General features: G+C 56.6%; 21 protein-coding genes. 10 read left to right on the forward strand and 11 right to left on the reverse strand.

Annotation, left to right across the window (positions count from 1 at the left end; genetic code table 11):
* Positions 1-91 precede the first annotated feature (91 nt).
* Complete coding sequence (locus ACR3EP_RS04460) at positions 92-1591, reverse strand: CoA-acylating methylmalonate-semialdehyde dehydrogenase (protein ID WP_480636521.1); 1500 nt, start codon at positions 1589-1591, stop codon at positions 92-94.
* Positions 1592-1696: 105 nt separating this feature from the next.
* On the opposite strand from ACR3EP_RS04460, the gene ACR3EP_RS04465 reads away from it, so the two are divergent.
* The 3 genes from ACR3EP_RS04465 to coaD all read left to right on the forward strand — a co-directional run bounded on the left by ACR3EP_RS04465 (position 1697) and on the right by coaD (position 3671).
* A complete protein-coding gene (locus ACR3EP_RS04465; protein ID WP_480636523.1) occupies positions 1697-2599 on the forward strand; it encodes a LysR family transcriptional regulator in 903 nt (300 codons plus the stop codon).
* 57 nt (positions 2600-2656) lie between these two features.
* The gene (locus tag ACR3EP_RS04470; protein ID WP_170358288.1) at positions 2657-3094 is read left to right on the forward strand and encodes a CBS domain-containing protein; all 438 of its coding nucleotides are present in this window, start codon (positions 2657-2659) and stop codon (positions 3092-3094) included.
* An 85-nt stretch (positions 3095-3179) separates the two neighbouring features.
* Positions 3180-3671 carry a pantetheine-phosphate adenylyltransferase gene (gene coaD, locus ACR3EP_RS04475; protein WP_170348583.1) on the forward strand — a complete coding sequence of 164 codons (492 nt, stop codon included), beginning with the start codon at positions 3180-3182 and terminating at the stop codon, positions 3669-3671.
* Here coaD and gap (ACR3EP_RS04480) read toward each other — a convergent pair.
* The 3 genes from gap (ACR3EP_RS04480) to gap (ACR3EP_RS04490) all read right to left on the reverse strand — a co-directional run bounded on the left by gap (ACR3EP_RS04480) (position 3663) and on the right by gap (ACR3EP_RS04490) (position 5966).
* The gene (gap, locus tag ACR3EP_RS04480; protein ID WP_170358290.1) at positions 3663-4667 is read right to left on the reverse strand and encodes a type I glyceraldehyde-3-phosphate dehydrogenase; all 1005 of its coding nucleotides are present in this window, start codon (positions 4665-4667) and stop codon (positions 3663-3665) included. The genes coaD and gap (ACR3EP_RS04480) overlap by 9 nt on opposite strands.
* Positions 4668-4749: 82 nt before the next feature.
* A complete protein-coding gene (locus ACR3EP_RS04485) occupies positions 4750-4893 on the reverse strand; it encodes a hypothetical protein (protein ID WP_170348585.1) in 144 nt (47 codons plus the stop codon).
* 71 nt (positions 4894-4964) lie between these two features.
* Positions 4965-5966, reverse strand: a complete 1002-nt coding sequence (gap, locus tag ACR3EP_RS04490; protein ID WP_170358292.1) for a type I glyceraldehyde-3-phosphate dehydrogenase — start codon at positions 5964-5966, stop codon at positions 4965-4967.
* Between the two features lie 181 nt (positions 5967-6147).
* Here gap (ACR3EP_RS04490) and ACR3EP_RS04495 point away from each other — a divergent pair, with 181 nt between their 5' ends.
* Positions 6148-7110 (forward strand): DUF808 domain-containing protein, encoded by a 963-nt coding sequence (locus tag ACR3EP_RS04495; RefSeq protein WP_170358295.1) that lies wholly within the window; start codon positions 6148-6150, stop codon positions 7108-7110.
* A gap of 57 nt (positions 7111-7167) precedes the next feature.
* Here ACR3EP_RS04495 and tkt read toward each other — a convergent pair whose 3' ends face one another.
* Entirely contained in the window at positions 7168-9192 is a 2025-nt protein-coding gene (gene tkt, locus ACR3EP_RS04500; RefSeq protein WP_480636526.1) for a transketolase, read from the reverse strand.
* A gap of 234 nt (positions 9193-9426) precedes the next feature.
* On the opposite strand from tkt, the gene ACR3EP_RS04505 reads away from it, so the two are divergent.
* Genes ACR3EP_RS04505 through ACR3EP_RS04515 form a run of 3 tightly spaced genes read left to right on the forward strand, consistent with a single transcriptional unit; the run spans position 9427 to position 10969 of the window.
* Entirely contained in the window at positions 9427-10224 is a 798-nt protein-coding gene (locus tag ACR3EP_RS04505; protein WP_480636528.1) for a hypothetical protein, read from the forward strand.
* Positions 10224-10619 carry a cell division protein ZapA gene (locus ACR3EP_RS04510; protein WP_170358299.1) on the forward strand — a complete coding sequence of 132 codons (396 nt, stop codon included), beginning with the start codon at positions 10224-10226 and terminating at the stop codon, positions 10617-10619. The genes ACR3EP_RS04505 and ACR3EP_RS04510 overlap by 1 nt, the downstream gene beginning before the upstream one ends.
* Complete coding sequence (locus ACR3EP_RS04515; protein ID WP_480636530.1) at positions 10616-10969, forward strand: MliC family protein; 354 nt, start codon at positions 10616-10618, stop codon at positions 10967-10969. The genes ACR3EP_RS04510 and ACR3EP_RS04515 overlap by 4 nt, the downstream gene beginning before the upstream one ends.
* On the opposite strand, the gene grxD is transcribed toward ACR3EP_RS04515, so the two are convergent.
* From grxD to ACR3EP_RS04545, 6 genes are all read right to left on the reverse strand, one after another.
* A complete protein-coding gene (gene grxD, locus ACR3EP_RS04520; RefSeq protein WP_480636531.1) occupies positions 10970-11332 on the reverse strand; it encodes a Grx4 family monothiol glutaredoxin in 363 nt (120 codons plus the stop codon).
* A complete protein-coding gene (locus ACR3EP_RS04525) occupies positions 11319-11609 on the reverse strand; it encodes a hypothetical protein (RefSeq protein WP_170409705.1) in 291 nt (96 codons plus the stop codon). The genes grxD and ACR3EP_RS04525 overlap by 14 nt, the downstream gene beginning before the upstream one ends.
* Before the next feature lie 232 nt (positions 11610-11841).
* Positions 11842-12078, reverse strand: coding sequence for a BolA/IbaG family iron-sulfur metabolism protein (locus ACR3EP_RS04530; protein WP_170348594.1), 237 nt, complete (start codon positions 12076-12078; stop codon positions 11842-11844).
* Positions 12079-12213: 135 nt separating this feature from the next.
* Complete coding sequence (gene purL / locus ACR3EP_RS04535; RefSeq protein WP_480636533.1) at positions 12214-14373, reverse strand: phosphoribosylformylglycinamidine synthase subunit PurL; 2160 nt, start codon at positions 14371-14373, stop codon at positions 12214-12216.
* Positions 14374-14532: 159 nt separating this feature from the next.
* On the reverse strand, positions 14533-16815 hold the full coding sequence (locus tag ACR3EP_RS04540) for a mechanosensitive ion channel family protein (protein WP_170548681.1): 2283 nt from the start codon (positions 16813-16815) through the stop codon (positions 14533-14535).
* Positions 16816-17095: 280 nt separating this feature from the next.
* Positions 17096-18004: a LysR family transcriptional regulator gene (locus tag ACR3EP_RS04545; RefSeq protein WP_170348597.1), complete on the reverse strand. Its 909-nt coding sequence runs from the start codon at positions 18002-18004 to the stop codon at positions 17096-17098.
* A 169-nt stretch (positions 18005-18173) separates the two neighbouring features.
* Here ACR3EP_RS04545 and ACR3EP_RS04550 point away from each other — a divergent pair, with 169 nt between their 5' ends.
* The 3 genes from ACR3EP_RS04550 to ACR3EP_RS04560 all read left to right on the forward strand — a co-directional run bounded on the left by ACR3EP_RS04550 (position 18174) and on the right by ACR3EP_RS04560 (position 23370).
* Entirely contained in the window at positions 18174-21593 is a 3420-nt protein-coding gene (locus tag ACR3EP_RS04550; protein WP_480636536.1) for an indolepyruvate ferredoxin oxidoreductase family protein, read from the forward strand.
* Positions 21594-21673: 80 nt separating this feature from the next.
* Complete coding sequence (locus ACR3EP_RS04555; protein WP_480636538.1) at positions 21674-22552, forward strand: lysophospholipid acyltransferase family protein; 879 nt, start codon at positions 21674-21676, stop codon at positions 22550-22552.
* Positions 22553-22560: 8 nt separating this feature from the next.
* On the forward strand, positions 22561-23370 hold the full coding sequence (locus tag ACR3EP_RS04560) for a glutamate racemase (RefSeq protein ID WP_480636540.1): 810 nt from the start codon (positions 22561-22563) through the stop codon (positions 23368-23370).
* Positions 23371-23439 lie beyond the last annotated feature (69 nt).

A 23439-nucleotide genomic window follows, 5' to 3' on the forward strand; every position in this document is an offset into this window, starting at 1 on the left:
GGATTTTCTTATCCACTGTGGCAATACTTCGCCAAAAAATACCGGCCCGTTGGGGGCCGGTATTGGTGGTAGGCAGTTTTGCGGATGCAGATCAGTCCATCGCTTTGAAGTTGAACTCGCCACCTTCTTTGATGCCCGACGGCCAGCGCGAAGTCACGGTTTTGGTGCGGGTGTAGAACTTGAAGCTGTCTGGGCCGTGCTGGTTCAGGTCACCAAACATGGACTTTTTCCAACCACCAAAGGTGTGATAGGCCAGCGGAACCGGGATCGGAACGTTGACGCCGACCATGCCGATGTTGACACGGCTCGCAAAGTCACGCGCGGTATCGCCATCGCGGGTGTAGATCGCGGTACCATTGCCATATTCATGGTCCATCGCCAACTTCAGCGCTTCTTCATACGAACCTGCGCGAACGGTAGACAGAACTGGGCCAAAGATTTCTTGGGTGTATATGTCCATGTCGGGTGTGACATGGTCGAAGAGGTGCGGGCCAACAAAGAAGCCGTCTTCATATCCCTGCAAGCTGAAATCGCGGTTGTCGACAACCAGCTTTGCACCTTGTTCAACACCCGAGTTAATCAGGCCAAGAATACGCTCTTTGGCGGCACCGGTTACGACCGGTCCCATATCAACATCGTCCCCGGCGGTGTAGGGGCCAACCTTCAGTTTCTCGACACGCGGGATCAGTTTCTCGATCAACGCGTCGGCGGTCTCTTCGCCTACGGGTACAGCAACCGAAATTGCCATGCAGCGTTCGCCAGCTGCTCCGAAACCAGCTCCGACCAGCGCGTCGGCGGCTTGATCCAGATCGGCATCCGGCATGATGATCATATGGTTCTTCGCACCGCCAAAGCATTGTGCACGCTTCCCGTTGGCGGTTGCGCGGGAATAGATATAGTGCGCGATCGGTGTTGAACCGACAAAGCTGACGCCTTGAATGATTTCGCTGTCAAGCAGAGTGTCGACCGCTTCCTTATCGCCGTTCACGACCTGGAATACGCCCTTGGGAAGGCCAGCTTCGACGAACAGTTCTGCCAGCATCAGCGGCACGGAAGGATCGCGCTCGGACGGTTTCAGTACCACCGCGTTGCCGCAGGCCAAAGCCGGGCCGACATGCCACAGAGGCATCATGGCTGGGAAGTTGAACGGCATGATCGAGGCGACAACACCTAGAGGCTGGCGCATCGAATACATGTCAATGCCGGGACCTGCGCTGTCGGTAAACTCACCCTTCAGCATCTGCGGTGCGCCGATGCAGTACTCGATCACTTCCAGGCCACGCTGAAGGTCACCCTTGGCATCGGGGATGGTTTTGCCGTGCTCGCGGCTCAGCGCTTCGGCAAGTTTGTCCATGTCGCGGTTCATCAAGCCAACCATTGCCATCATCACGCGAGCACGTTTCTGGGGATTCGTTGCACCCCATTTTGGTTGAGCAGCAGCGGCATCGGCAATCGCAGCTTCGGTTTCGGCAACACTGGCCATCGGGCAATGGGCCTGAACCTCGCCGGTGGCGGGGTTGAACACGTCGGCGAAACGGCCAGATGTACCTTCTACATTCTCGCCGTTGATATAGTGGGTCAGGTTCTGCATGACAAATTCCTTCCGGGTAGACCTGCCGGCAAAATAGACTTGCAAAAATTTGGTGAACAGAGGCAATGTTTCAAAATTGCTTTGCAAAAATGCAAAAGGGAAAATATGAATCCGAACTGGGATGATATGCGGGTTTTCCTGGCCGTCGCGCGCGAGGAAAGCCTGTCATCGGCGGGCCGTATCCTCAAGATTGATCCTGCAACTGTAGGGCGGCGCATTGCGCGGCTTGAGACAACATTGGATGCGCTGTTGTTTACGAAGTCGCAACAGGGATACATCCTGACCGCCGCAGGTGAACGCCTGTTGGACCACGGTTTGCAGGCCGAAGAGGCGATGCGCGCGGCGGCTGGTGTGGTCACTGGGTCGACCAAATCTCTCAGTGGGCAGATACGGATTGGTGCGCCCGATGGCAGCGCCAATTACCTGTTGCCACAGGTTTGTGCGAAAATCAGTGATGCCAACCCTGATCTGGACATCCAGATCCTGGCGCTGCCAAGGATCATCAACCTATCCCGGCGCGAAGCCGACATGGCCGTAACTGTCAGCGCGCCCACAGCAGGACGGTTGCTGGTCAAGAAGATCAGCGATTATAAGCTGCATATGGTGGCCACGCAGGATTATCTGGATCTCCATGCGCCTATTGGTTCAATCAACGATCTTAAGGGGCACCGCCTGATTGGTTACATTCCGGATATGATCTTTGACCGAGAGCTGGACTATCTCAACGATATTGGCGTTGACCGTGTCGCACTTGCATCGAATTCGGTCTCAGTTCAATTGCGACAGGTTTCGTTGGGTACCGGTGTTTGTGTTGCCCATGACTTTACTTTGCCGTTCCATCCAAACCTGCGGAAAATCTTGACGGATCAAGTGGGTTTGACGCGAAGCTTCTATCTTGTCCGGCATCAGGGCGATCAGCGCAACGAACGGTTAAACCGCTTTGCCGAGGCTTTAACGCAAGGCATCCGTGACGAAGTCGCGCGGCTTGAAGCCGATGCCAACGCTTGACAGGTCGACACAATCGCGCAACGCTTTGGATAAATTCATTATTCCGGAGGTGCTTTCATGCTCGTTCAGGGCATTCTAAAATCCAAGGCGACAGACAGCGTCGTGACGGTCGAGCCTTCGATGACTGTGTCGGAGGCTGCGAAAATCCTTGCGGAAAAGCGCATTGGTACCGTCATCGTTTCCGAAGATGGTGGTCAGACGGCAGCCGGCATTCTGTCTGAACGCGATATCGTTCGTGAATTGGCTGCCAGTGGCAGCGGATGTTTGACGCAGCCGGTCAGCTCTTACATGACAAAGGATCTGATCACCACCACACGACAGGCCACGGTACAAGACATCATGGCCCGCATGACCGAAGGCCGCTTTCGCCACATGCCCGTGGTCGAAGAGGGTAAGCTGATAGGCATTGTGACCCTGGGCGATGTGGTCAAGGCGCAATTGGCCGAACTGGCGATGGAAAAAGACGCCCTTCAAGGTATGATTATGGGTCACTGACGGGGCTGGTTGCGATAGCAACCTCTTGCACCGACAGCAAAGTTATGTTTGCTGACGCACAATTTCCAGAACGCAGGAGAGCGTGATGCGGGTTGGTCTATACCCCGGAACCTTTGACCCGATTACTCTGGGCCATATTGACATTATCCGGCGCGCCTCGGCTTTGGTCGACAAGTTGGTGATCGGAGTAGCGATCAACCGCGATAAGGGACCGTTATTTTCTCTGGAAGAGCGCGTGGCCATGATCGAGGCGGAATGTGCGCTGTTGTCTGAACAAACCGGAACCGAAATTGTTGCTCATCCGTTCGAAAACCTTCTGATCGATTGCGCCCGCGATGTGGGTGCACAAATCATTGTTCGCGGGCTGCGGGCCGTGGCGGATTTCGAGTATGAATTCCAGATGGTCGGAATGAACCGTGCTTTGGACGATTCAATCGAAACCGTCTTTCTAATGGCCGAAGCACGGCATCAGGCCATCGCATCGAAACTGGTTAAGGAAATCGCGCGCCTGAACGGGGACGTGTCGAAATTCGTAACGCCCCGCGTTCATACTGCATTGCGCGAAAGGTTAGGCTAACGCGCCCATCGCGGCGGCTGTGTCCAGCATCCGGTTCGAAAAGCCCCACTCATTGTCATACCAGGCCAGAACGCGCACCAATGTGCCGTCGGTGACTTTGGTCTCGGCCAATGACACGGTCGAGCTATGGGAATCGTGGTTGAAATCCATCGACACCAGTGGGCGGCTTTCGGCGGCCAGAACGCCCGATATTTTGGCGGCGGCTTCGACGAACAGCGCATTGACCTCGTCTTCGGTGGTGGGGCGCGATACTTCGGCCACCAGATCGACAACAGACACGTTAGGCGTCGGAACGCGGATGGCCTGACCGGTCAGCTTGCCTGCCAATTGCGGCAGCACAAGACCGACAGCCGCTGCGGCACCCGTGGTGGTCGGGATCATCGACAAAGCCGCAGCGCGCGACAGATAGGGGTCTTTACCCGCGGCATCGTGAACTGGCTGGCTGGCGGTATACGCATGGACCGTGGTCATGTTGCCATGGACGATGCCAAGCCCGGCATCCAGCGCAGCGGCAACTGGCGACAAGCAGTTGGTGGTACATGAAGCATTCGAAACAACGGTATCCCCGGCTGTCAGCTCATGCTCATTCACACCATAGACGATTGTTTTAACGGCACCTTCGCCCCGCGCAGGCGCAGAGATCAGGACTTTCTTGGCACCGTTTTTCAGGTGACGTTCAGCCGCTTCGCGGGTGCGGAAAACGCCTGTGCATTCCAGAACTACGTCGATATCCGACCAATCCAGCGCTTCGGGGTCGCGCTCGCTGGACAGACGAATGGGGCCTGCGCCAACGTCCAGGCCTTCGTTGGTCAATGTCACCTTGTTGGAATAACGGCCATGTACGCTGTCGAACTCGAACAGATGCGCGTTCATCTCGGGTTTGGCCAAATCGTTGATGGCAACAATTTCTACATCTGTACGTCCCGATTCCATCACTGCACGCAGAACTCCGCGTCCGATCCGACCAAATCCGTTGATTGCCAGCTTGAGTGTCATGTTCCGCTCCGTCCGAATTTCGACTTTAGTAAAGTTAGCGCTAACAAAGCCAGATGAGCGGAAAAGTCAAGCAAAACCTCTGTCAGCGCCAGAAAGCCAGCCAATCCAGAAAGGCGTAAAGCTTTTTCCCGAGGAAAACCAAATGTTCGGGTCCAAAGATAGCGTAGTCCAGAATCAACCCGCCAAGGATCAAGAGGCCAAGCCAGATAGCGATTTGGTTGGTCATAGTGGCCCCGAACGAAAATGCCCGCCCAGATAACCTGAGCGGGCAAAAATGTTCAAGATTTCAAATCGATCTTAGTTAAGCCGACCCATGGCAACAGCGACATCGGCCATGCGAACCGAGAAGCCCCATTCGTTGTCGTACCAGGCCAGAACCCGGACAAGGCGGCCGTCTACAACGCGGGTTTGTTCCGGCGCAAAGATCGAGCTTTCTTCGGTGTGGTTGAAATCGGTCGAAACCAGCGGCGCGGGTTCATAACCCAGAACGCGCTGCATCGGGCCAAGCGCGGCTTCGCGAACGATTTCATTGACCTCTTCGACAGACACTTCGCGCGATGAGCGGAAAGTCAGGTCCACCGCCGACACGTTTGGGGTAGGTACGCGGATGGCGGAACCGTCCAGACGGCCTTTCAGGTTCGGCAGAACCTCACCCAGTGCTTTCGCCGCTCCGGTCGATGTCGGGATCATCGACATGGCAGCGGCACGGGCGCGATACAGATCGCTGTGACGGCGATCCAGGGTCGGCTGGTCGCCAGTATAGGCGTGGATCGTGGTCATAATGCCGTTTTCGATGCCGACACCTTCGTCCAGAACCTTGGCAAGCGGAGCAAGGCAGTTCGTGGTGCAAGACCCATTCGAGACCATGTTGTCGTTGGCGGTCAGCGTGTTGTGGTTCACACCAAACACGATGGTTTTGTCGACGTTCTTGCCCGGTGCGGACAACAGAACCTTGCCGGCGCCACGCTCGAGGTGCGTTTTCGCCTTGGTGCCGTCATTGAATTTGCCGGTGCATTCCAGAACGACGTCGCAGCCTTCCCAATCCAGCTCGTTCATGTCGTAGGTCGAGAACATCTCCATCGGGCCGCGGCCCAGATCCATGGTGTTGCCATTGATGGCGATGTCGCGCGGAAACCGTCCATGAACGCTGTCGTATTTCAGCAGATGAGCCGAAGTTTCCAGCGGCCCGGTCGCGTTGACCTTGATAACTTCGATATCGTTCCGGCCTGACGCTGCGATATGCGACAGGGTACAGCGGCCGATGCGGCCAAAACCATTGATGCCGACCTTGATGGTCATGTGACGTCTCCAAATGCGCTTGCCTTGCAGGCCATATAGCCGCGATTGGTGAATCTCAAAAGAGCAAAAGCGGCATATTTTTAATGTGTTAGCGCAAACTTCGCACGATTGCGCTAACGCTTGCACTGGCTGTAAGATTGGGTAGGTTCCTGAGGCGGCAGGTGACAGGAAAGGTAGCGCGATGAGCGGTCTTTTGGCTCTTTTGGATGACGTGGCGGGGATCGCCAAGGTTGCAGCGGCGTCGGTGGACGACGTGGTGGCGGCGGCGGGAAAGGCCGGGGCCAAGACGGCAGGGGTGATTATTGACGATGCAGCCGTCACTCCGAAATACGTTCAGGGTTTTGCGCCTGCGCGCGAGTTGCCAATCATCTGGCGGATTGCGCGTGGATCGGTATTCAACAAGATCGTGCTGTTGCTGCCTGTGGCCCTTTTGCTGGCCAATTTTGCGCCCTGGCTTATTACGCCGCTGCTTATGATCGGTGGGTCTTACCTATGCTTCGAGGGTGCTGAAAAGATATTTCATGTTCTGTTTCCACATGGCAGCCATGCCATTGATGAAGACATGAACGTGCGCGACCCTGGTCATCTAGAGGAGCAGAAAGTCAAAGGTGCGATCAAAACGGATTTCATCCTGTCCGCCGAAATCATGACCATCGCACTGGCCGCGATCGAGGCGCCGAATCTGTGGATGCAGGCGGCGACTCTGGCGGTTGTGGGCATCGGGGTGACGGTGGCCGTCTATGGCTCGGTCGCGTTGATCGTGAAGATGGATGATGTCGGATTGTTTCTGGCAAACAATGCCCCGACACCTGTCGGGCGCGGGCTGGGGCGTGGATTGGTCAAGGCAATGCCCGGTGTGATGAAGACCCTGTCTATTGTTGGGACCGCGGCGATGCTGTGGGTCGGCGGGTCGATCATCATTCACGGGATGGAAGTTCTGGGCTTCGGCTGGCTGGGCCATCACATCCACGACTGGGCATATGCGATTGGGCATTCCGTGTCAGACGGCTGGGTAGGGGCTGTCGAATGGATTTCCAAAGCAGCAATGGATGGTGTGTTTGGTCTGGCGTGGGGCTTTGTTCTGATCCCTGTAGCCACCAAGGTGATTGGGCCATTGCTATCAAAGAAGACCGCAACACATTGAAATAAAAATAAAAAGGACGGCTGATGCCGCCCTTTGCCTTATTCTTCGTGTGCTGGATTACAGTCCCAGCAATTCCTTGACCTTAGCAACGGTCGCCTCGGCAGTGATGCCAAAATGCTTGTACAGCTCATTCGCCGGAGCGGACGCGCCGAAGCTGGACATACCGATGAAGCCGGCCTTGGCTTCGCGGCCACGCTCACCCAATAGCCAGCGATCCCAGCCACCAGCGCGTACGGCGGCTTCGATCCCGACGCGGACCGGACCACCGGGCAGAACGCGCTTGCGATAGGCTTCGTCCTGCTGTGCGAACAACTCCATGCAGGGCATAGATACAACGCGAGTACCGATGCCTTCAGCCTCAAGCATCGCTTTGGCTTCCATAGCCAAAGAAACCTCGGAACCCGTTGCGATCAGGATGGCCTGACGTTTGCCTTCGGCATCAGCCAGCACATATGCACCTTGCGCGGTCAGGTTCTTGGTTTTGTGATCCGTGCGTACGGTCGGAACGCCCTGACGGGTCAGCGACAGAACCGAGGGGCTGTCCTTGAACGTCAGCGCCAGTTCCCACGCTTCGGCGGTTTCCACAGAATCTGCGGGGCGGAACACATAGGTGTTCGGGGTCGCGCGCGAGATTGCCAGATGCTCGACCGGCTGGTGGGTCGGGCCGTCTTCGCCCAGACCGATCGAGTCGTGAGTCATCACGAAGACTGAAGGCACTTTCATCAGCGCTGCCAGACGCATGGACGGGCGGGCATAATCGGTGAAAGCCATAAACGTGCCGCCATAGGGGCGAATGCCGCCGTGCAGCGCCATACCGTTCATTGCTGCAGCCATGCCGTGTTCGCGGATTCCGTAATGGATGTAACGGCCCTTACGATTTTCCGGTAGGAAGACACCCATGTCAGCCGATTTGGTATTGTTTGAACCGGTCAGGTCCGCCGAACCGCCAACTGTTTCGGTCATGATCGGGTTCACAACGTTCAGAACCTTCTCGGACGACGCCCGGGTTGCCAGTTTCGGCTGATCTTCCGAGATCTGCTTTTTGAACGCGCGGATCGCACCGGCCAGTTTTTTGGGCGCTTCAAACGCATAGGCGCGGTTGAATTCGGCTTGCTTGCGTTCGGACAGTTGCGCGAAACGCTCTTCCCAAGCAGTGCGCTCGGCGACGCCGCGGGAACCGATGGCCTCCCATGCGGATTTCACTTCGGCGGGAACATGGAACGCGTCATGCGGCCAGCCATAGCCTTCTTTCGCAGCCTTCAGTTGGTCCTGATCGGTCAGCGCGCCGTGACCTTTCGAGGTATCCTGAGCTGCGTGACCCAAAGCGATGTGACTTTCGCAGGCGATCATAGTCGGCTTGTTCGACTTTTTTGCCTGCTCGATAGCCGTATCGATGGCTTGCGGATCATGCCCGTCAATCTCGATCACGTGCCAACCCGAAGCTGCGAAACGGCGCACCTGATCGGTGCGATCAGCCATATCGACGGTGCCGTCGATTGTGATGTTGTTGTTGTCCCAGAAGACGATCAGCTTGCTCAGCTCATGACGACCGGCCAAGGTGATTGCCTCTTGGCTGACGCCTTCCATCAGGCAACCGTCGCCGGCGATCACATAGGTATAGTGATCCACAACCTTCTTGCCGTAATGCGCGCGCTGGATTTCTTCGGCCATGGCAAAGCCCACAGCGTTCGAGATGCCTTGGCCCAGCGGGCCGGTCGTGGTTTCGATGCCATCAACCAGGAAGTTCTCCGGGTGACCAGCTGTCTTTGCACCCAACTGGCGGAAGTTCTTGATTTCCTCAAGGGTCACGTCGCCGTGGCCGGTCAAATACAGCAGCGAATAGATCAGCATCGAACCGTGACCCGCCGACAGGATGAACCGGTCGCGGTCAGGCCAATTCGGGGCCGAGGCGTCGAATTTCAGGTGCTTTTCGAACAGCACGGTCGCAACGTCGGCCATGCCCATCGGCATACCGGAATGGCCGGAATTGGCGGCGGCGACGGCGTCAAGGGTCAGGGTGCGGATGGCCGCAGCTTTGTCCCAGTGTTCGGGGTTTGCATTGCGCAGCGCAGTCAGGTCCACGGGCGTTGTTCCTTTGGATTACAGGCAGATGTGGCGCTCAATACCATCCAGCCTCCAAAGTGCAAGTAGAACCGGGATTTCTGATGAGGTAGTGGTTCAAGAAAGCAGCCCAAGTTGTTGAAAGCAAACAGTGGGTATTTTCCGCCTCGTTAGGTTAGACTAGGGCAAGACGTGGATGATATTGATTCGGACTATCCGCGATACAAGGAACCTTGGTTAAGAGGTGGCAGGGGCATGAGCCAGATCGAAGAATTACATCGCCGTATTGTTGCTGCAATGGATCGGATAGGGACCGGCGTCGATACGCTGCGGGATACGTCTCCGGTCAGCGGTGTTGCAGATGACGCTCTGCGGACGGCATTGGATGATGAACGTGTCGCCAATGCGCAGTTGGAAGAACGTCTGAAATCGCTGAAAGAGCGCCACGAACTAGAAGTCGACGCCATGCGATCGGACATGGAAAGGCTGCGAACCACGCCCGTTGAAAGCCCGGAAAACGGAGCATTGCGCGAACAATTGGCAGAGGCGCAGGCAAAACTGGCCTCGGTTGAGGCCGCCCGCGCCGAGTTGGCCGCGGCAAAGGCCGCGCTGGAAAACCAGGATGAGGTTGAGGCGCTAAAGGCCGAAAATGCACAGCTCAAGGCCGCCGCGGCTGCGACACAGGGTGTCGAAGCTGAAAACGCGCGCCTGCGGTCTGAACTGGCGGACAGCGAACGCGTCGCCGAGTTGAGCGCCGAGCTGGATATGTTGCGCGCTGAGCGATCCAGTCATGGGGCGGCGATGTCCCGTCTGGATGACGATCTGCAACGCATGCGCAAGGCGAATGAACAGTTGCGGCAATCGGTGGATGAACTGCGCGCCGCCGCCGAAGACGGCGTGCCGGATGCTGATCTGCTTAACCGCGCAACAGTGGCCGAACTTGAGGCGACGCGCGCCGCACAAGCAACCGACGCTGCCGAAGCGCACGCAGTTCTGGCGCGGTTAGAGCCGTTGCTGTCGAAGGCGAAACTGGCAGAAGGAGAGGTTGAATAATGCCCGAATTGACTATTCAAATCGGTGGCCGCGGCTTTGATGTCTCGTGCCAGGAGGGGGAAGAAGCGTTCCTGCATTCGGCTGCCAAATTGCTGGATGACGAGGCGCAAGTTTTGTCTGATCAGATCGGGCGCATGCCAGAATCACGGATGCTGCTGATGGCCGGGCTGATGCTGGCCGACAAGGCCGCCGGAACCGATGACAAGATCAAGGCGCTCGAGGCAAAGCTGGCCGAGGTTGAGACCGAGCTTCGAACCCTCAGAAACATGCCACAGCCCGAGCCTGAGCGTATCGAGGTGGCCGTGGTACCTCCGTCAGTGACGGACACTCTGGCGGAAATAGCCGCGCGGGCCGAAGCCTTGGCATCCGTGATCGAGGAGAAGTCAGCGGGATGAACTCTGTAAAGACGGTCGCCTGCGCCGTGGTATTTGCTTTGCCCGGTGGCTTGGCTTGGGCTGAGATCGACATTCTGCCAGTGACATTCACATGCCAGAACGGCGTGCCATTAGAAGTGGCCTATTTCAACGCGCCGGACGGGTCGAGTGCAGCAGCAATGATGGTAGACAACCAATTGGTCACTCTGCGTCAGGTCCAAAGCGGTTCCGGCATACGCTATGAATCCGACGGAGAGACAGGGACGTACATCCTGCGCTCAAAAGGATGGGACGCAACGGTGAGCTTTCTGGCGACAGGATCGGATGCCGCCAGTGAGCAGGTCATTCTGGATAATTGCGTTAGCCGCTGATCAAGCGTTTGCTTCGCGGATCTTGTCGGCTGCTTCTTTGTTGTAGCCGACACCGTTGTCGTCAAACAGTGTGTCCAACTCGCCAGACAGGGTCATCTCTGTGATAATGTCGCAGCCGCCAACGAACTCGCCTTTGACATACAGTTGCGGAACGGTCGGCCAGTCGGAATAGTCCTTAATGCCCTGACGTACTTCGTCATCGGCCAGGACATTCACATCGGTGTAGTCCACACCCATATAGTTCAGCACACCGGCCACGCGGGACGAGAACCCGCATTGCGGCATCTCTTTGGTGCCTTTCATGTACAGCACCACATCGTTGGCTTTGACGGTTTCGTCGATCTGGGTCTTAACGTCGGTCATCTTGCTTGTCCTCTTCACCCGAAGTCCGGGCAGTCGTTTCATTTTGCGCGGGGTCCGGCCCCCATCCTTCTTCCTCTAGCCGCCGATGTTCGGCCTGTGCCAGAGACAGCGGGTCCAGCCCGTATCTCTCTATGCCGCCAACCTTGCTGATCTTGTCCGGGTCCGGACGCATATCAGCGAGCTTACGTTTCCGATTGCGCTTCACATAGGCTTCGATCAGCGCGGCGGCAACTATCAATGCTGCGAGTACACCTATCCAGAATAGCCAACCGTTCATTTTTTCGGGGACATTGCTTTAGTATATTGCTGAGGATCTCGAGATATCGGCATTGCACTAACGCCACCGCCTTTACCCGTGTCTGTTGTAGACGCAACTAAGCTTGCGTTCTGGCTGGGTGTTGCGCCGCGTTTCTGTTTGTATCGGGATTTGCCGAAAGTTGATTTCAGAATCAACACGAAACCGGCACATGCCAGTAAACCGCAAATCGTGTAAATCCAGAACGTGATCGTCATTCAGGCACTTTCGTCGTCAGCGCCAACGCGTGTAATTCTCCATCCGGGCCGTCCATCTTGCCCTTCAAGGCCGCGTAGACGGCGCGTTGCTGCTGAACCCGGTTCTTACCGCGAAAGCTTTCGTCCACGACCATGGCAGACATATGCACGCCGTCATGCCCGCCGACCTGAATTTCCGCATCCGGAAAGGCTTCGCGCAGCAAGTGTTCGATTTCGTGGGTGCTCATCGGCATGTAGGTAACTCCTGAAGGTCTTTCTCAAGATGTAGAGCGCCCGGACAGGGCGTGCAAGGGTGTGATGAGGGGCTTGAAACGACAAAACCTGCGCCAATATGGGCGCAGGTTTCGCGAATTAGCTTCAAGATATGATCAGGCCACGGCGGCGGCAAAGCTGTCGCGGAACGTGTCCGTCAACTCGGCCAGAGGGGCCTCGGAATTGCCGACCTTGACGGCGTCACCAGTAAAGCGACCGACCGAGACTAGCGGAACACCGGCCTGACCTGCTGCGATCATCAGCGCCTCGGCCTGGTCAAAGTTGCAGGCAACCAGATATCGGGCCTGATCTTCGCCAAACAAAAACTCGGTCGAGGCTTCGTCGAGGTGAACGCCGACACCTGCGGCCTCGGCCAACTCAAAGGCCGCCAGTGCCAGACCACCATCGCCCAGATCGGTGCAGGCCTTGATCATCTCGCGATTGGCGCGGATAAACTCACCATTGCGCTTTTCGGCGTCGAGATCGACATGCGGCGCGTCGCCGTCTTCGCGGTTGAACACTTCGGCCAGAAGGGCCGACTGACCCAGATGCCCATTTGTTTCGCCGATGACCAGCGCGACGTGGCCTTCGCGGACCTCGTTACCGATGATTTCGTCGGTGTGGTCCAACAGGCCAACCGCGCCAATGGTCGGGGTAGGCAGGATAGCTTGACCGTCGGTCTCATTATACAGCGACACGTTGCCCGACACGATGGGCATATCCAGCGCGGCGACCGCAGCGCCGATACCCTGAATTGCGCCAACAAACTGGCCCATGATCTCGGGCTTTTCGGGGTTGCCGAAATTCAGGTTGTCGGTGGTGGCCAGTGGTTTTGCCCCAACGGCAGTCAGGTTGCGGTACGCTTCGGCGACGGCCTGCTTGCCACCCTCAACCGGGTTGGCGCGCACATAGCGGGGGGTAACATCACTGGTGAAGGCCAATGCCTTGTCTGTGCCATGCACGCGAACCATGCCCGCACCCAGACCCGGCGTGCGCGCGGTGTCGGCCATCACCATGGTGTCGTATTGTTCGTACACCCATTGCTTGCCCGCATAGTTCGGCGAAGCGAGGAGGGCGCGCAGGCCGTCGATCGGGTCGATCTGCGGAACCTCGGCCAGTTCTTCAGCTTCGGGCGTAGGCTCCCACGGGCGGTCGTATTCCGGTGCGGTGGAAGACAGCTTCGACAGCACAAGATCGGCTTTAACCTCGCCGTTATGTACAATCAGGAAGCGATCTTCGGCGATGGTCTCGCCGACAATGGCAAAATCCAGATCCCATTTCTCGAACACGGCGCGGGCTTCGGCCTCAAGCTCAGGCTTCAGGACCATCAGCATGCGTTCCTGAGACTCAGACAGCATCATCTCGTACGCTGTCATATCCTCTTCGCGCTGAGGGACGTTCTCCAGATCGAGGCGCACGCCCAGACCACCTTTGTCGCCCATTTCAACAGCGGAACAGGTCAGACCAGCTGCACCCATGTCCTGAATCGAAATCACGGCACCGGTTCGCATCAATTCCAGCGTCGCCTCCATCAGGCGCTTTTCGGTGAAGGGGTCACCGACCTGAACGGTGGGACGTTTTTCCTCGATCGTGTCGTCGAACTCGGCCGAGGCCATGGTTGCACCACCAACCCCGTCGCGACCGGTTTTGGCACCCAGATAGACGACGGGCATGCTAACGCCTGAAGCCGCCGAGTAGAAAATCTTGTCACTGTCGGCCAGACCTGCGGCAAAGGCGTTCACAAGGCAGTTGCCGTTATAGGCGGGATGGAATCGAACTTCGCCGCCGACGCAGGGTACTCCGAAGCAGTTGCCATAGCCGCCGATGCCTTCGACAACGCCATTGACCAACTGGCGGGTCTTGTGGTGGCCGGGCTCGCCAAAGGACAGTGCGTTCATTGACGCAATGGGACGCGCACCCATTGTAAAGACATCGCGCAAAATACCACCAACCCCGGTCGCCGCGCCCTGATAGGGTTCGATGTAAGACGGGTGGTTGTGGCTTTCCATTTTGAAAACAACCGCTTGTCCATCGCCAATATCAACGACACCGGCGTTTTCACCTGGACCGCAGATCACCTGCGGACCCGAAGTGGGCAGGGTGCGCAGCCACTTCTTCGAGGATTTGTACGAGCAGTGCTCATTCCACATGGCGGAAAAGATACCCAGCTCGGTGAAGGTCGGCTCGCGGCCGATGATCTCAAGGATCATGTCGTATTCGTCGGGCTTCAATCCGTGGGCGGCAATCAGATCCGGTGTGATGGCGGGCTCTTGCATCGTCTGTCCTGTTCTCAAGGTGGCCGAGATTGCGCGCCTTTTAGGGCAAGGGCGCGTCGGTGGAAAGGGTTAAGACCGGGGTCTGATGGTTTCCTGCGCCAATCCGATGAAAAAAGGCCGCCCTGAGGGCGGCCTTTGCGTGTTTGTAGTGTCAGTTCGTTATTTTGGCGCACCGTGTTCGGAACCCGATTTCTGACCCTGCTGTTCCGCTTGTTGGTTTGCTGCTTCTCCGGCTGCTGCACCGATAGCTGCCTTTTGCTCCTCGTTCAGGTTATCCGCGTCATCCAGGCCGGGGATCGCAACGCGCACCTCGCGGCGGGCAAAGTCGATGCCGTTTTCCTTGAACGCGGCCTTAACACGGTTGAAGATTTCCTTGCGCAGGGTGAACTGCTTGCCCGGCTTGGCCATGAACTTACCGCGGATAATCATGCCGACATCATCAAAGTCGAACACGCCTTGCGACTTAAAGGGCTGCAGGAAACCGTCCTTGTGGGTTTCGTCCTCCATCATCTCGGCACCGATCTTCTTAAAGATCTTCTTGACCTTGTTGGGGTCGGTGTCGAAGGGCACGGTGAATTTCAGCTTCATGATGACCCAATCGCGGCTGTAGTTGGTCAGCTTTTGAATCTCACCGTAGGGAATAGTGTGAACCGGCCCGCGGTGGTGGCGCAGTTGCATTGAGCGGATCGAGATTTTTTCGACCGTCCCGGTGGTGCCACCGACATCTACGTATTCTCCAACGCGGAAGGCGTCATCGACCAGGAAGAAGATACCTCCCACGATATCGGCCACCAGCTTTTGTGCGCCAAAACCAATGGCCAGACCCAGGACACCAGCACCGGCCAGCAGGGGGGTGATGTTGATCCCCAACGCCCCAAGCGCCAGCAGCACAAAGATCACCGCGATAGCGACCTGAGCGGTCACACGCAGCAGGGGTAGGACGGTGGCTAACCGTGACCCACCCGAGCCACCACCTTCGCCAGCCTCTTCATCCGGGCTTTGATCGGCTGCTTGTTCTTTGGCCAGACGGCGATTGACCCAAAGCGACACAAGCTCGTTGAGGATGTAGCCAACGGCAATAATAATAAAGAACTGGATAACCTTGCTGCCGGATTCATCGCCGCCGCCTGCGATTTCCCGAAGATCAAGGTCCCAGGCGTTGGCGATCATCAAGATGACCAGAATGCCAGCCAAGACCCGTCCGATGCGGATATAGCTGCGCTTGGTCGATTTATACGCCTTTTCGGCCACCGGGCCTTCGCCCTGCATGGGCGGCTGCAGATGGCGCACCAAGCCACGTATCAACGTATCAAGCGCGGGTGCAATCAGCAGCCAGAACATGGTGGTGAAATGTGCACCCTGCAGCAACAAGGCGCGCAACATCGGGTCGCGCTGAGCAGCCAGGAACTCGACAAGTAGCCAGATCACCGCAGATACGCCGATGGCGAAATATGGGTAATAATGAGCGACTTCCTCGTCGAACTTGGTGTGGTCCGGGTCTGTCCCCAGCATCATCTGGGACAGGCCTTCACGGGCTTTCCAGGCAATCACTCCGATATAGATGTGGATCGCACCGTTCAGCCAGAACCCGATCCGGGTTTCACGCCCGGTGATGCCGTTCAATTCGTTGAAATGGATAATGAACAACGTCAACCCGATCAGGATCAACAGACCGATCAGATTACGGTGCAGGTATTTTGCCCAGTGGTCGTCAATGTTGACCAGCCGATATTGGGGTTGGTTCGGGGCCAGTATGAACCGCGAGGCAGCCGCGCCCAGGCGTGGAACCCAGATCAAGTAAAGGACGAAAGGTGCGGCGTAGGTCAGTTGTTCAGGCGTCAACAATCCGCGTCCCAAGGCGCGGATCACGACATAAAAAACAACTAGCCCAGCAATCTCGCGGCAAAAGCGGCGAAACAGGAAGCTTACCGCACCCCAAAGGTCACTTTCCTCGGTCGCACTTGCTTGACTGTGCCATCTGTTGGTGAGCAGGTAGAAAAGCTTTTCCGCAATGTAGCCTGCAATCAAAACGCTCAGAATCAAACCCATCAGCGTAAGAGCGCCGCTTGATCCGAATGTGCTTATAAAGTTCTCGGCCGCATGGGCCTGAGCGCTGAATATATTCGGCACCGTGACCACGACCTGCGTCCAGGACGTCACCATTGCCGCCCAAATTGCGCCGATTTCCTTGATGGGATCTTCGCGATCCTCTGCTTCGGCAGCCTTTTGTTCAGCGACCGCGTCCAAACGCTCAAGCAAAATGGCGCGGACCTGATCGTCAGACATACGCGCGACCAGATCGTCCACCTGTTCAGGCGTCAGATCATCGGGAATGCTGATAGTGGTTGAGGAACCGGTCGATCCGCTATCCTGCGCAAGAACCGGCCCTGAAAGGCAAATGACGGAAAGTATCGCCAACAAAAGGCGAAGGGGCTGAAACATCGAATCTGTCCTCGAACACAAGTCTTCGTGAATTTTTCGTGATCATAGGTCTAAGTGCCCGAGTTTCCCAGATGTTTTGCCAGCCGAACACAGCGCGCGTTGCCGAATGGCCAAAAAAAAGGCCGAGCACTAAGCTCGGCCGTAGTCCAACAGGGAGGTATGAAGATGATGAGCGTTTCAGCATCACCGCCTTCGAGAGTTCATTTAGGGATCACTTTGTGAACGATCAAGAGATTTCAGAATGATTGCTGATCAACCCCGCTATGCCAGTGGTGCATAGCTAGAGTTTTCCCATCTGCTTCAATTGTTTGCGCTGCGTTATGATCTCATCCTGAACAAAGTCACGGAAGGCCGCGACGCGCTTGGAATGGCGCAGTTCCTCGGGATAGGCGAGGTATACGGGAACATCCGCACTTTCGATATCCGACAGGATCGGCGCGACATTGGGAAGCCCTTGGGTAACGTAGTCCGGCAGGACGCCAATACCCAAGTTATGCAGCACACCCTGAAGCACACCAAAATAATTGTTCACGGTCAGCAGGGATCCTGGATTGTACGTCATCAGATGGCGCACCATCGCAGCTCCCGCACCAACTTGCGGTGCTGAAGGTGTCTGACAGATCAGCCGGTGATTTTTGATTTCGTCCAAAGATTTCAGCATACCGCCATGGGTATCGATGTATTCCTGCGTCGCATACAGCTGCATCTGCACGGTCATCAGGCGTTTGCGGACCAGATCGGCCTGGCTGGGCTCTTTCATGCGGATGGCGACATCAGCCTCGCGCATGGGCAGGTCTAGCACGCGCTCTTCCAGCATCAGGTCGATATTGAGATCGGGGAACTGGTCGTACAGTTTCGGCAGGCGCGGTGCCAGCCAAAGCGTGCCAAAGCCGTACGTAGTTGTGACGCGCAGAACGCCAAACACTTCTTCTTCGCTGTCGCGAATGCGCGCAGCAGCAGCGTCCAGACGTTTTGTCATGGCCGAGGTTGCGTCAAACAACAACTCGCCCTGTTCTGTCAGGATCAACCCGCGCGCGTGGCGGTGGAACAGCGTCGAATCAAGCGACTCTTCCAACGCTCTGATCTGTCGGCTGACGGCCGATTGCGACAAGTTTAGCTTGTCACCCGCATGAGTCAGGCTGCCTGCATCCGCAACTGCGTGAAATATTCTAAGCTTGTCCCAATCCATCGCCGCAACTTTCGTTATCTTTCGAACTGCCTATATGAAATAGGTAGCAACTTCTACATTCAAACGGTGAAATCCTTAGGTTTCAGGGGATAAACCCTATGCAGGTCAGAATTTATGACCTAAAATGTAGAAATATATAGCACACTGATCTGACGTGGGGAGGCGTTTGATGAGTCAGCCGCAAATATCGCTAAATGATCGTTACGATCTGGATAAGAATCCAATTCTTTTGAACGGCACGCAGGCGCTGGTTCGCCTGATGCTGATGCAAAAGTCCCGGGATACGCAGGCAGGACTGAATACAGCTGGATTGGTGACCGGGTACCGCGGCTCACCGCTGGGCGCGGTGGACCTACAGATGACGCGGGCACAGAAACAGCTGACTGAAAGCGACATCACATTCCAGTACGGTTTGAACGAGGACCTAGCCGCCACAGCGCTTTGGGGCAGCCAGCAGGCTGGACTGCGCGGGGATGGGCGGTTCGATGGTGTTTTCGGTCTCTGGTACGGCAAGGGGCCGGGTGTAGACCGGTCCGGTGACGTGATGCGCCACGCAAATATGGCGGGTACGGCCAAACATGGCGGCGTGCTGGTGGCGATGGGTGATGACCATACTGGCGAAAGCTCGACCGTTCTGCATCAGTCGGAATGGTCTTTGGTTGATATGTACATGCCAATTGTCAGCCCTGCGGGTGTGCAAGAGATTTTAGACTATGGCGTTTACGGTTTCGCGCTCAGCCGGTTTTCGGGGCTTTGGGTTGGCCTGAAGACGATGAAGGACACGATTGAGGTCACGTCGGTCGTTGATGGCAGTGCTGACCGGATGAAGCTTGTCGTGCCCGAGTTCGACATGCCCGAGGGCGGATTGAACATACGTTTGGGCGACACGCCGCACCTGCAAGAAGGGCGGATCATCGACCACAAACGTTTCGCGGCCGAGATGTTCTCGCACGCCAACAAGATGGACAAGCGTGTGTGGGGCAAACCCGGCGCCAAGATCGGGTTTGTCGCGGCCGGCAAGAACTGGCTGGATCTGTCCCATGCCATGTCATTGCTGAACATCGACGCGGATGAGGCTGAACGGTTGGGGATCACAACCTACAAGATCGGCCAGACTTTCCCATTGGATATGACTGGATTTCACGACTGGGCTGAGGGACTGGACCTGATTGTTATCGTTGAAGAAAAGCGAAAATTGATCGAGGTTCAGGTCAAAGAAGCCATCTTTGACGACCGTCGCGGACGCCGGGTTTATGGCTGGTACAAGGGTGGGGCCGGGACTCTGCATCGCGAGGAACTGTTTCCGACCCGTGGTGCGCTTGATCCGAATATGATCGCCGAGAAGCTGGGTGAGATTCTGATCGAAGAGGGCCACGACACAGAAGGCGTCCGCGCCGGTTTGGCCAAACTGTCCGAGGCCCGCCGAGCCGACAACGCCGAAGAAATCGCGACTCGTCTGCCGTATTTCTGTTCGGGCTGTCCGCATAACAGTTCTACCAGGTTGCCCGACGGCAGTCGCGCCTACGCGGGTATTGGCTGTCATTATATGGTGCAATGGATGGACCGCGAGACCACCGGGTTCACGCAGATGGGGGGTGAGGGCGCAAACTGGATCGGCGAAGCGCCATTTTCGACCACCAAGCACGTGTTCCAGAACCTTGGTGACGGGACGTATAACCATTCCGGTGTGCAGGCGATCCGGGCGGCGTTGGCTGCGGGCACCAACATCACTTTCAAAATCCTGTTCAACGACGCTGTCGCCATGACCGGCGGCCAGGAAAACGAGGGCGGACTGTCGGCGGAACGGATTGTTGCAGAGGTCAAGGCTATGGGCGTGCAGAACGTGGCCGTAGTCTATGATGAAAAGGAAGATGTGAATTTCAAGGCGATGCCTGCTGGTGTGGAAACCTTTGAGCGCGCGGATTTGATGCGGGTACAAGAACAGTTCCGCGAGACCGAGGGTGTTTCGGTCATCGTCTACATCCAAACCTGCGCGGCCGAAAAACGGCGTCGGCGCAAACGAGGTGAGTTTCCTGACCCCGATAAGCGCGTATTCATCAATACTGACATTTGCGAGGGATGCGGCGATTGCGGCGTGCAATCGAACTGCGTCTCGATTGTGCCGAAAGAGACGGAGTTCGGTCGCAAACGGGCTATTGATCAATCAAGCTGCAACAAGGATTTCTCTTGCCTCAACGGGTTTTGCCCGTCGTTCGTAACCTTGGAAGGTGCAAAAATCCGCAAGGAAGCAACCACCGATATCGATCTACCGGATCTACCTGAACCAGTGCTGCCTGAAATCAAAGGGACACATAACGTGGTGATCACTGGTGTTGGTGGCACAGGTGTGGTGACACTGGGTGCGATTCTGGCACAGGCGGCACAGATCGACGGTAAAGGCGCCGGAATGATGGAGATGGCAGGCCTTGCTCAAAAAGGTGGTGCCGTGCATATCCATTGTCGCCTGGCCAATCGACCCGAGGATATCAGCGCCATTCGTGTTGCCACAGGTGAGGCACATGCACTGATCGGTGGCGATCTGGTTGTCTCTGCCGGGGCCAAGACGCTGGGTCTGACGCGCGCGGGTCAAACCGGGGCCGTGATCAACAATCATGAGACGGTGACCGGAGATTTCACCCGCGATACCGATTTCCGTATTCCGGGTGACCGGCTTGAACTGGCCTTGCAGGCGCGGTTGAAGGATGACGTCTCACTGTTTGACGCAACCGATCTGGCGCGCGCGGTGATGGGCGACTCGATCTATTCCAACATGATGGTTTTTGGTGCGGCCTGGCAGAACGGCTTGCTGCCCATCAGCCATGATGCCGTAATTCAGGCCATCGAACTGAATGGAACTGCGGTCGAGCGCAACAAGCGTGCTTTTGACATTGGGCGTTGGGCGGTTCTGCACTCGCAGGAGGTTGCAGGTATTTTAGAGCCTAACGTGTCAGATATGCCAAGATCTTTGGAGCAAAAGATCGACTATCGTGTGCAGCACCTGACAGCGTATCAAAGCGGTCGGTTGGCCAAACGATATCGCAAAATGGTGGATATGTTTGATGATGAAGCAATCCGCGAAGCCGTGGCAAAAGGCTATCATAAGTTGTTGTCTTACAAGGATGAATACGAGGTTGCTCGGTTGATGTTGGACAGCCGCGCAAAAGCCGTGGCTGAGTTTGACGGGGATTTCAAAATGACCTTTCATCTGGCCCCGCCCATCCTTGGCGGAACTGGTGCTGACGGGCGTCCGCGCAAACGTTCCTTCGGTGAGTGGATTTTGAAGCCGATGAAACTGCTCACGCGGTTGAAGTCACTGCGGGGAACACCTCTGGATATTTTTGGTTACAGTGCAGAACGGCGGATGGAACGCGCGTTGATCAAGCAATATGAAAATGATCTCAATGAGATAAAACCTCTTGTTACACCTCAGACTCGCGACGCAGTAATTGCGCTGGCGCAACTGCCGCTGGACATTCGCGGGTTCGGGCCGGTGTTGCAGGCCAACGAGGCCAAGGCGGCCAAGCGGCGCGAGGAATTACTGGCCACTATACGGAACGGAGGGCCAGAGCTGCGCGCTGCCGCCGAATAAACCGTAACGGGATTGTCACGAAACCTAGGCAAAATTGCCGCTTATACTTATCTTGCTGGCCGCAAACCTCGGAGAGTCGTATGCCCTCGCGCCGCCATATCGCTCGCGACATATCCTATGCCTATTCCGCCGCAACCAAAGGGGGGCGGATGGTGATCAAGCTGATGGAGAACACCACTGGGCGTTTGCGCCTGATCAAGCGCGCAGACGGGTATGAGAAAGAGGTCGCCAAAGGGCGCGACTTTTGGTCGGTCATGGTGGGTCGCTATGGTCTGTCACTGGATATTGTCGACGGTTCGTTGACGAATATTCCGACGACCGGGCCTCTGATTCTGATTGCCAATCATCCTTACGGTATTCTGGACGGGTTGATGATGGGTCACATCCTGTCTCAGACACGTGGCGATTTCCGAATTTTGGCCAATCACGTGTTTCGCAAAGCCGAGGATCTGAACAAGATCGTCCTGCCGATTTCGTTTGATGAAACCAAAGAGGCGATGAGGCAGAACCTTGAGACGCGCAAAGCGGCGTTGAAATATTTGGGCGAGGGCGGAGCCATCGGGATATTTCCGGGTGGTACGGTCAGCACCGGGCTCAAACCCTTTTCACACCCGATGGATCCGGGCTGGCGTGGATTCACGGCAAGAATGGTGGCCAAATCGAACGCCACTGTAGTGCCGGTCTTCTTTGACGGCCACACGTCGCGCTTGTTCCAGATCGCCAGTCATTTGCACAATACTTTACGCATGGGACTGCTGATCAAAGAGTTCAAAAAACGCGTGGATACGCCTGTCAAAGTGGTGATCGGAGAGCCCATCGGGCGCGACGTTCTGGACCCATTGGCCACGGATACGCGCAAGATGATGGATTTCTTGCGCAAAGCCACGTATGAGCTGTCCCCAACGCCGCTGAAATCTTATGATTACGGCTATGAATTCGAGGAACGGCATCGCGCCTAAAGAGGCTAATGGCAGTAGGCATTTTTGATTCTGGTTTGGGCGGTTTAACCGTTCTTGACGCCGCGCAGAAACGTCTGCCGGACGTGGATTTTCTGTACTTTGCGGACAGCGCGCATGCGCCCTATGGCGTGCGGGACGCCGAGAACATCTATGATCTAACACGGCACGCTGTTTACAACTTGTGGGACCGTGGCTGCGATCTGGTGATTCTGGCCTGTAACACCGCCAGCGCCGCCGCGCTGCGTCGGATGCAGGAAGAAGGTGTGCCTGCCGGTAAGCGTGTCCTGGGAGTCTTTGTGCCTTTGATCGAGGCATTGACTGAGCGGCAGTGGGGCGACAACAGCCCTCCGCGTGAGGTTGCCGTAAAGCACGTTGCTTTGTTTGCCACGCCCGCAACGGTGTCTAGCCGAGCCTTCCAGCGAGAGCTGGCGTTCCGAGCCATCGGCGTGGACGTCGAGGCGCAAGCGTGCGGCGGCGTGGTTGATGCCATCGAAGACGGCGACATGATCTTGGCCGAGGCACTGGTACGCAGCCATGTGGATGCGCTGAAACGGAAAATGCCAGAACCGCAAGCAGCCATTCTGGGTTGCACGCATTACCCGTTGATGGCGGAAACCTTTCAGGCCGCCTTGGGCCCGGATGTTCAGGTTTACAGTCAGGGCGCCTTGGTTGCTGAAAGTCTTGGGGATTACCTTAAACGTCACCCCAACATGCAGGGTGAAGGCAAGGGCGGCTTCTTGACGACTGGAAAGCCAAATTTTGTCAGCGACCGGGCGACGCAGTTCCTCCGACGACAGATTTCGTTCGAAGCTGCCTGACTTAGGTCAAGGACGCTGCTGCACACTCTCCTTTATTTGAAGACCGTCACATCGGCGGTCGTGATTTGT

This window comes from Ruegeria sp. BB10 (assembly GCF_056535725.1).

What these genes read in the sequence shown, in the direction of transcription:
- ACR3EP_RS04540 (WP_170548681.1), bottom strand. Translation starts at nt 16,815, where the DNA reads ATGTTTCAGCCCCTTCGCCTTTTGTTGGCGATACTTTCCGTCATTTGC.
- ACR3EP_RS04495 (WP_170358295.1), top strand. Translation starts at nt 6,148, where the DNA reads ATGAGCGGTCTTTTGGCTCTTTTGGATGACGTGGCGGGGATCGCCAAG.
- ACR3EP_RS04470 (WP_170358288.1), top strand. Translation starts at nt 2,657, where the DNA reads ATGCTCGTTCAGGGCATTCTAAAATCCAAGGCGACAGACAGCGTCGTG.
- ACR3EP_RS04525 (WP_170409705.1), bottom strand. Translation starts at nt 11,609, where the DNA reads ATGAACGGTTGGCTATTCTGGATAGGTGTACTCGCAGCATTGATAGTT.
- ACR3EP_RS04550 (WP_480636536.1), top strand. Translation starts at nt 18,174, where the DNA reads ATGAGTCAGCCGCAAATATCGCTAAATGATCGTTACGATCTGGATAAG.
- ACR3EP_RS04460 (WP_480636521.1), bottom strand. Translation starts at nt 1,591, where the DNA reads ATGCAGAACCTGACCCACTATATCAACGGCGAGAATGTAGAAGGTACA.
- ACR3EP_RS04555 (WP_480636538.1), top strand. Translation starts at nt 21,674, where the DNA reads ATGCCCTCGCGCCGCCATATCGCTCGCGACATATCCTATGCCTATTCC.
- ACR3EP_RS04485 (WP_170348585.1), bottom strand. Translation starts at nt 4,893, where the DNA reads ATGACCAACCAAATCGCTATCTGGCTTGGCCTCTTGATCCTTGGCGGG.
- coaD (WP_170348583.1), top strand. Translation starts at nt 3,180, where the DNA reads ATGCGGGTTGGTCTATACCCCGGAACCTTTGACCCGATTACTCTGGGC.
- ACR3EP_RS04545 (WP_170348597.1), bottom strand. Translation starts at nt 18,004, where the DNA reads ATGGATTGGGACAAGCTTAGAATATTTCACGCAGTTGCGGATGCAGGC.
- ACR3EP_RS04510 (WP_170358299.1), top strand. Translation starts at nt 10,224, where the DNA reads ATGCCCGAATTGACTATTCAAATCGGTGGCCGCGGCTTTGATGTCTCG.
- grxD (WP_480636531.1), bottom strand. Translation starts at nt 11,332, where the DNA reads ATGACCGACGTTAAGACCCAGATCGACGAAACCGTCAAAGCCAACGAT.
- gap (WP_170358292.1), bottom strand. Translation starts at nt 5,966, where the DNA reads ATGACCATCAAGGTCGGCATCAATGGTTTTGGCCGCATCGGCCGCTGT.
- ACR3EP_RS04505 (WP_480636528.1), top strand. Translation starts at nt 9,427, where the DNA reads ATGAGCCAGATCGAAGAATTACATCGCCGTATTGTTGCTGCAATGGAT.
- ACR3EP_RS04465 (WP_480636523.1), top strand. Translation starts at nt 1,697, where the DNA reads ATGAATCCGAACTGGGATGATATGCGGGTTTTCCTGGCCGTCGCGCGC.
- gap (WP_170358290.1), bottom strand. Translation starts at nt 4,667, where the DNA reads ATGACACTCAAGCTGGCAATCAACGGATTTGGTCGGATCGGACGCGGA.
- purL (WP_480636533.1), bottom strand. Translation starts at nt 14,373, where the DNA reads ATGCAAGAGCCCGCCATCACACCGGATCTGATTGCCGCCCACGGATTG.
- ACR3EP_RS04560 (WP_480636540.1), top strand. Translation starts at nt 22,561, where the DNA reads ATGGCAGTAGGCATTTTTGATTCTGGTTTGGGCGGTTTAACCGTTCTT.
- ACR3EP_RS04530 (WP_170348594.1), bottom strand. Translation starts at nt 12,078, where the DNA reads ATGCCGATGAGCACCCACGAAATCGAACACTTGCTGCGCGAAGCCTTT.
- ACR3EP_RS04515 (WP_480636530.1), top strand. Translation starts at nt 10,616, where the DNA reads ATGAACTCTGTAAAGACGGTCGCCTGCGCCGTGGTATTTGCTTTGCCC.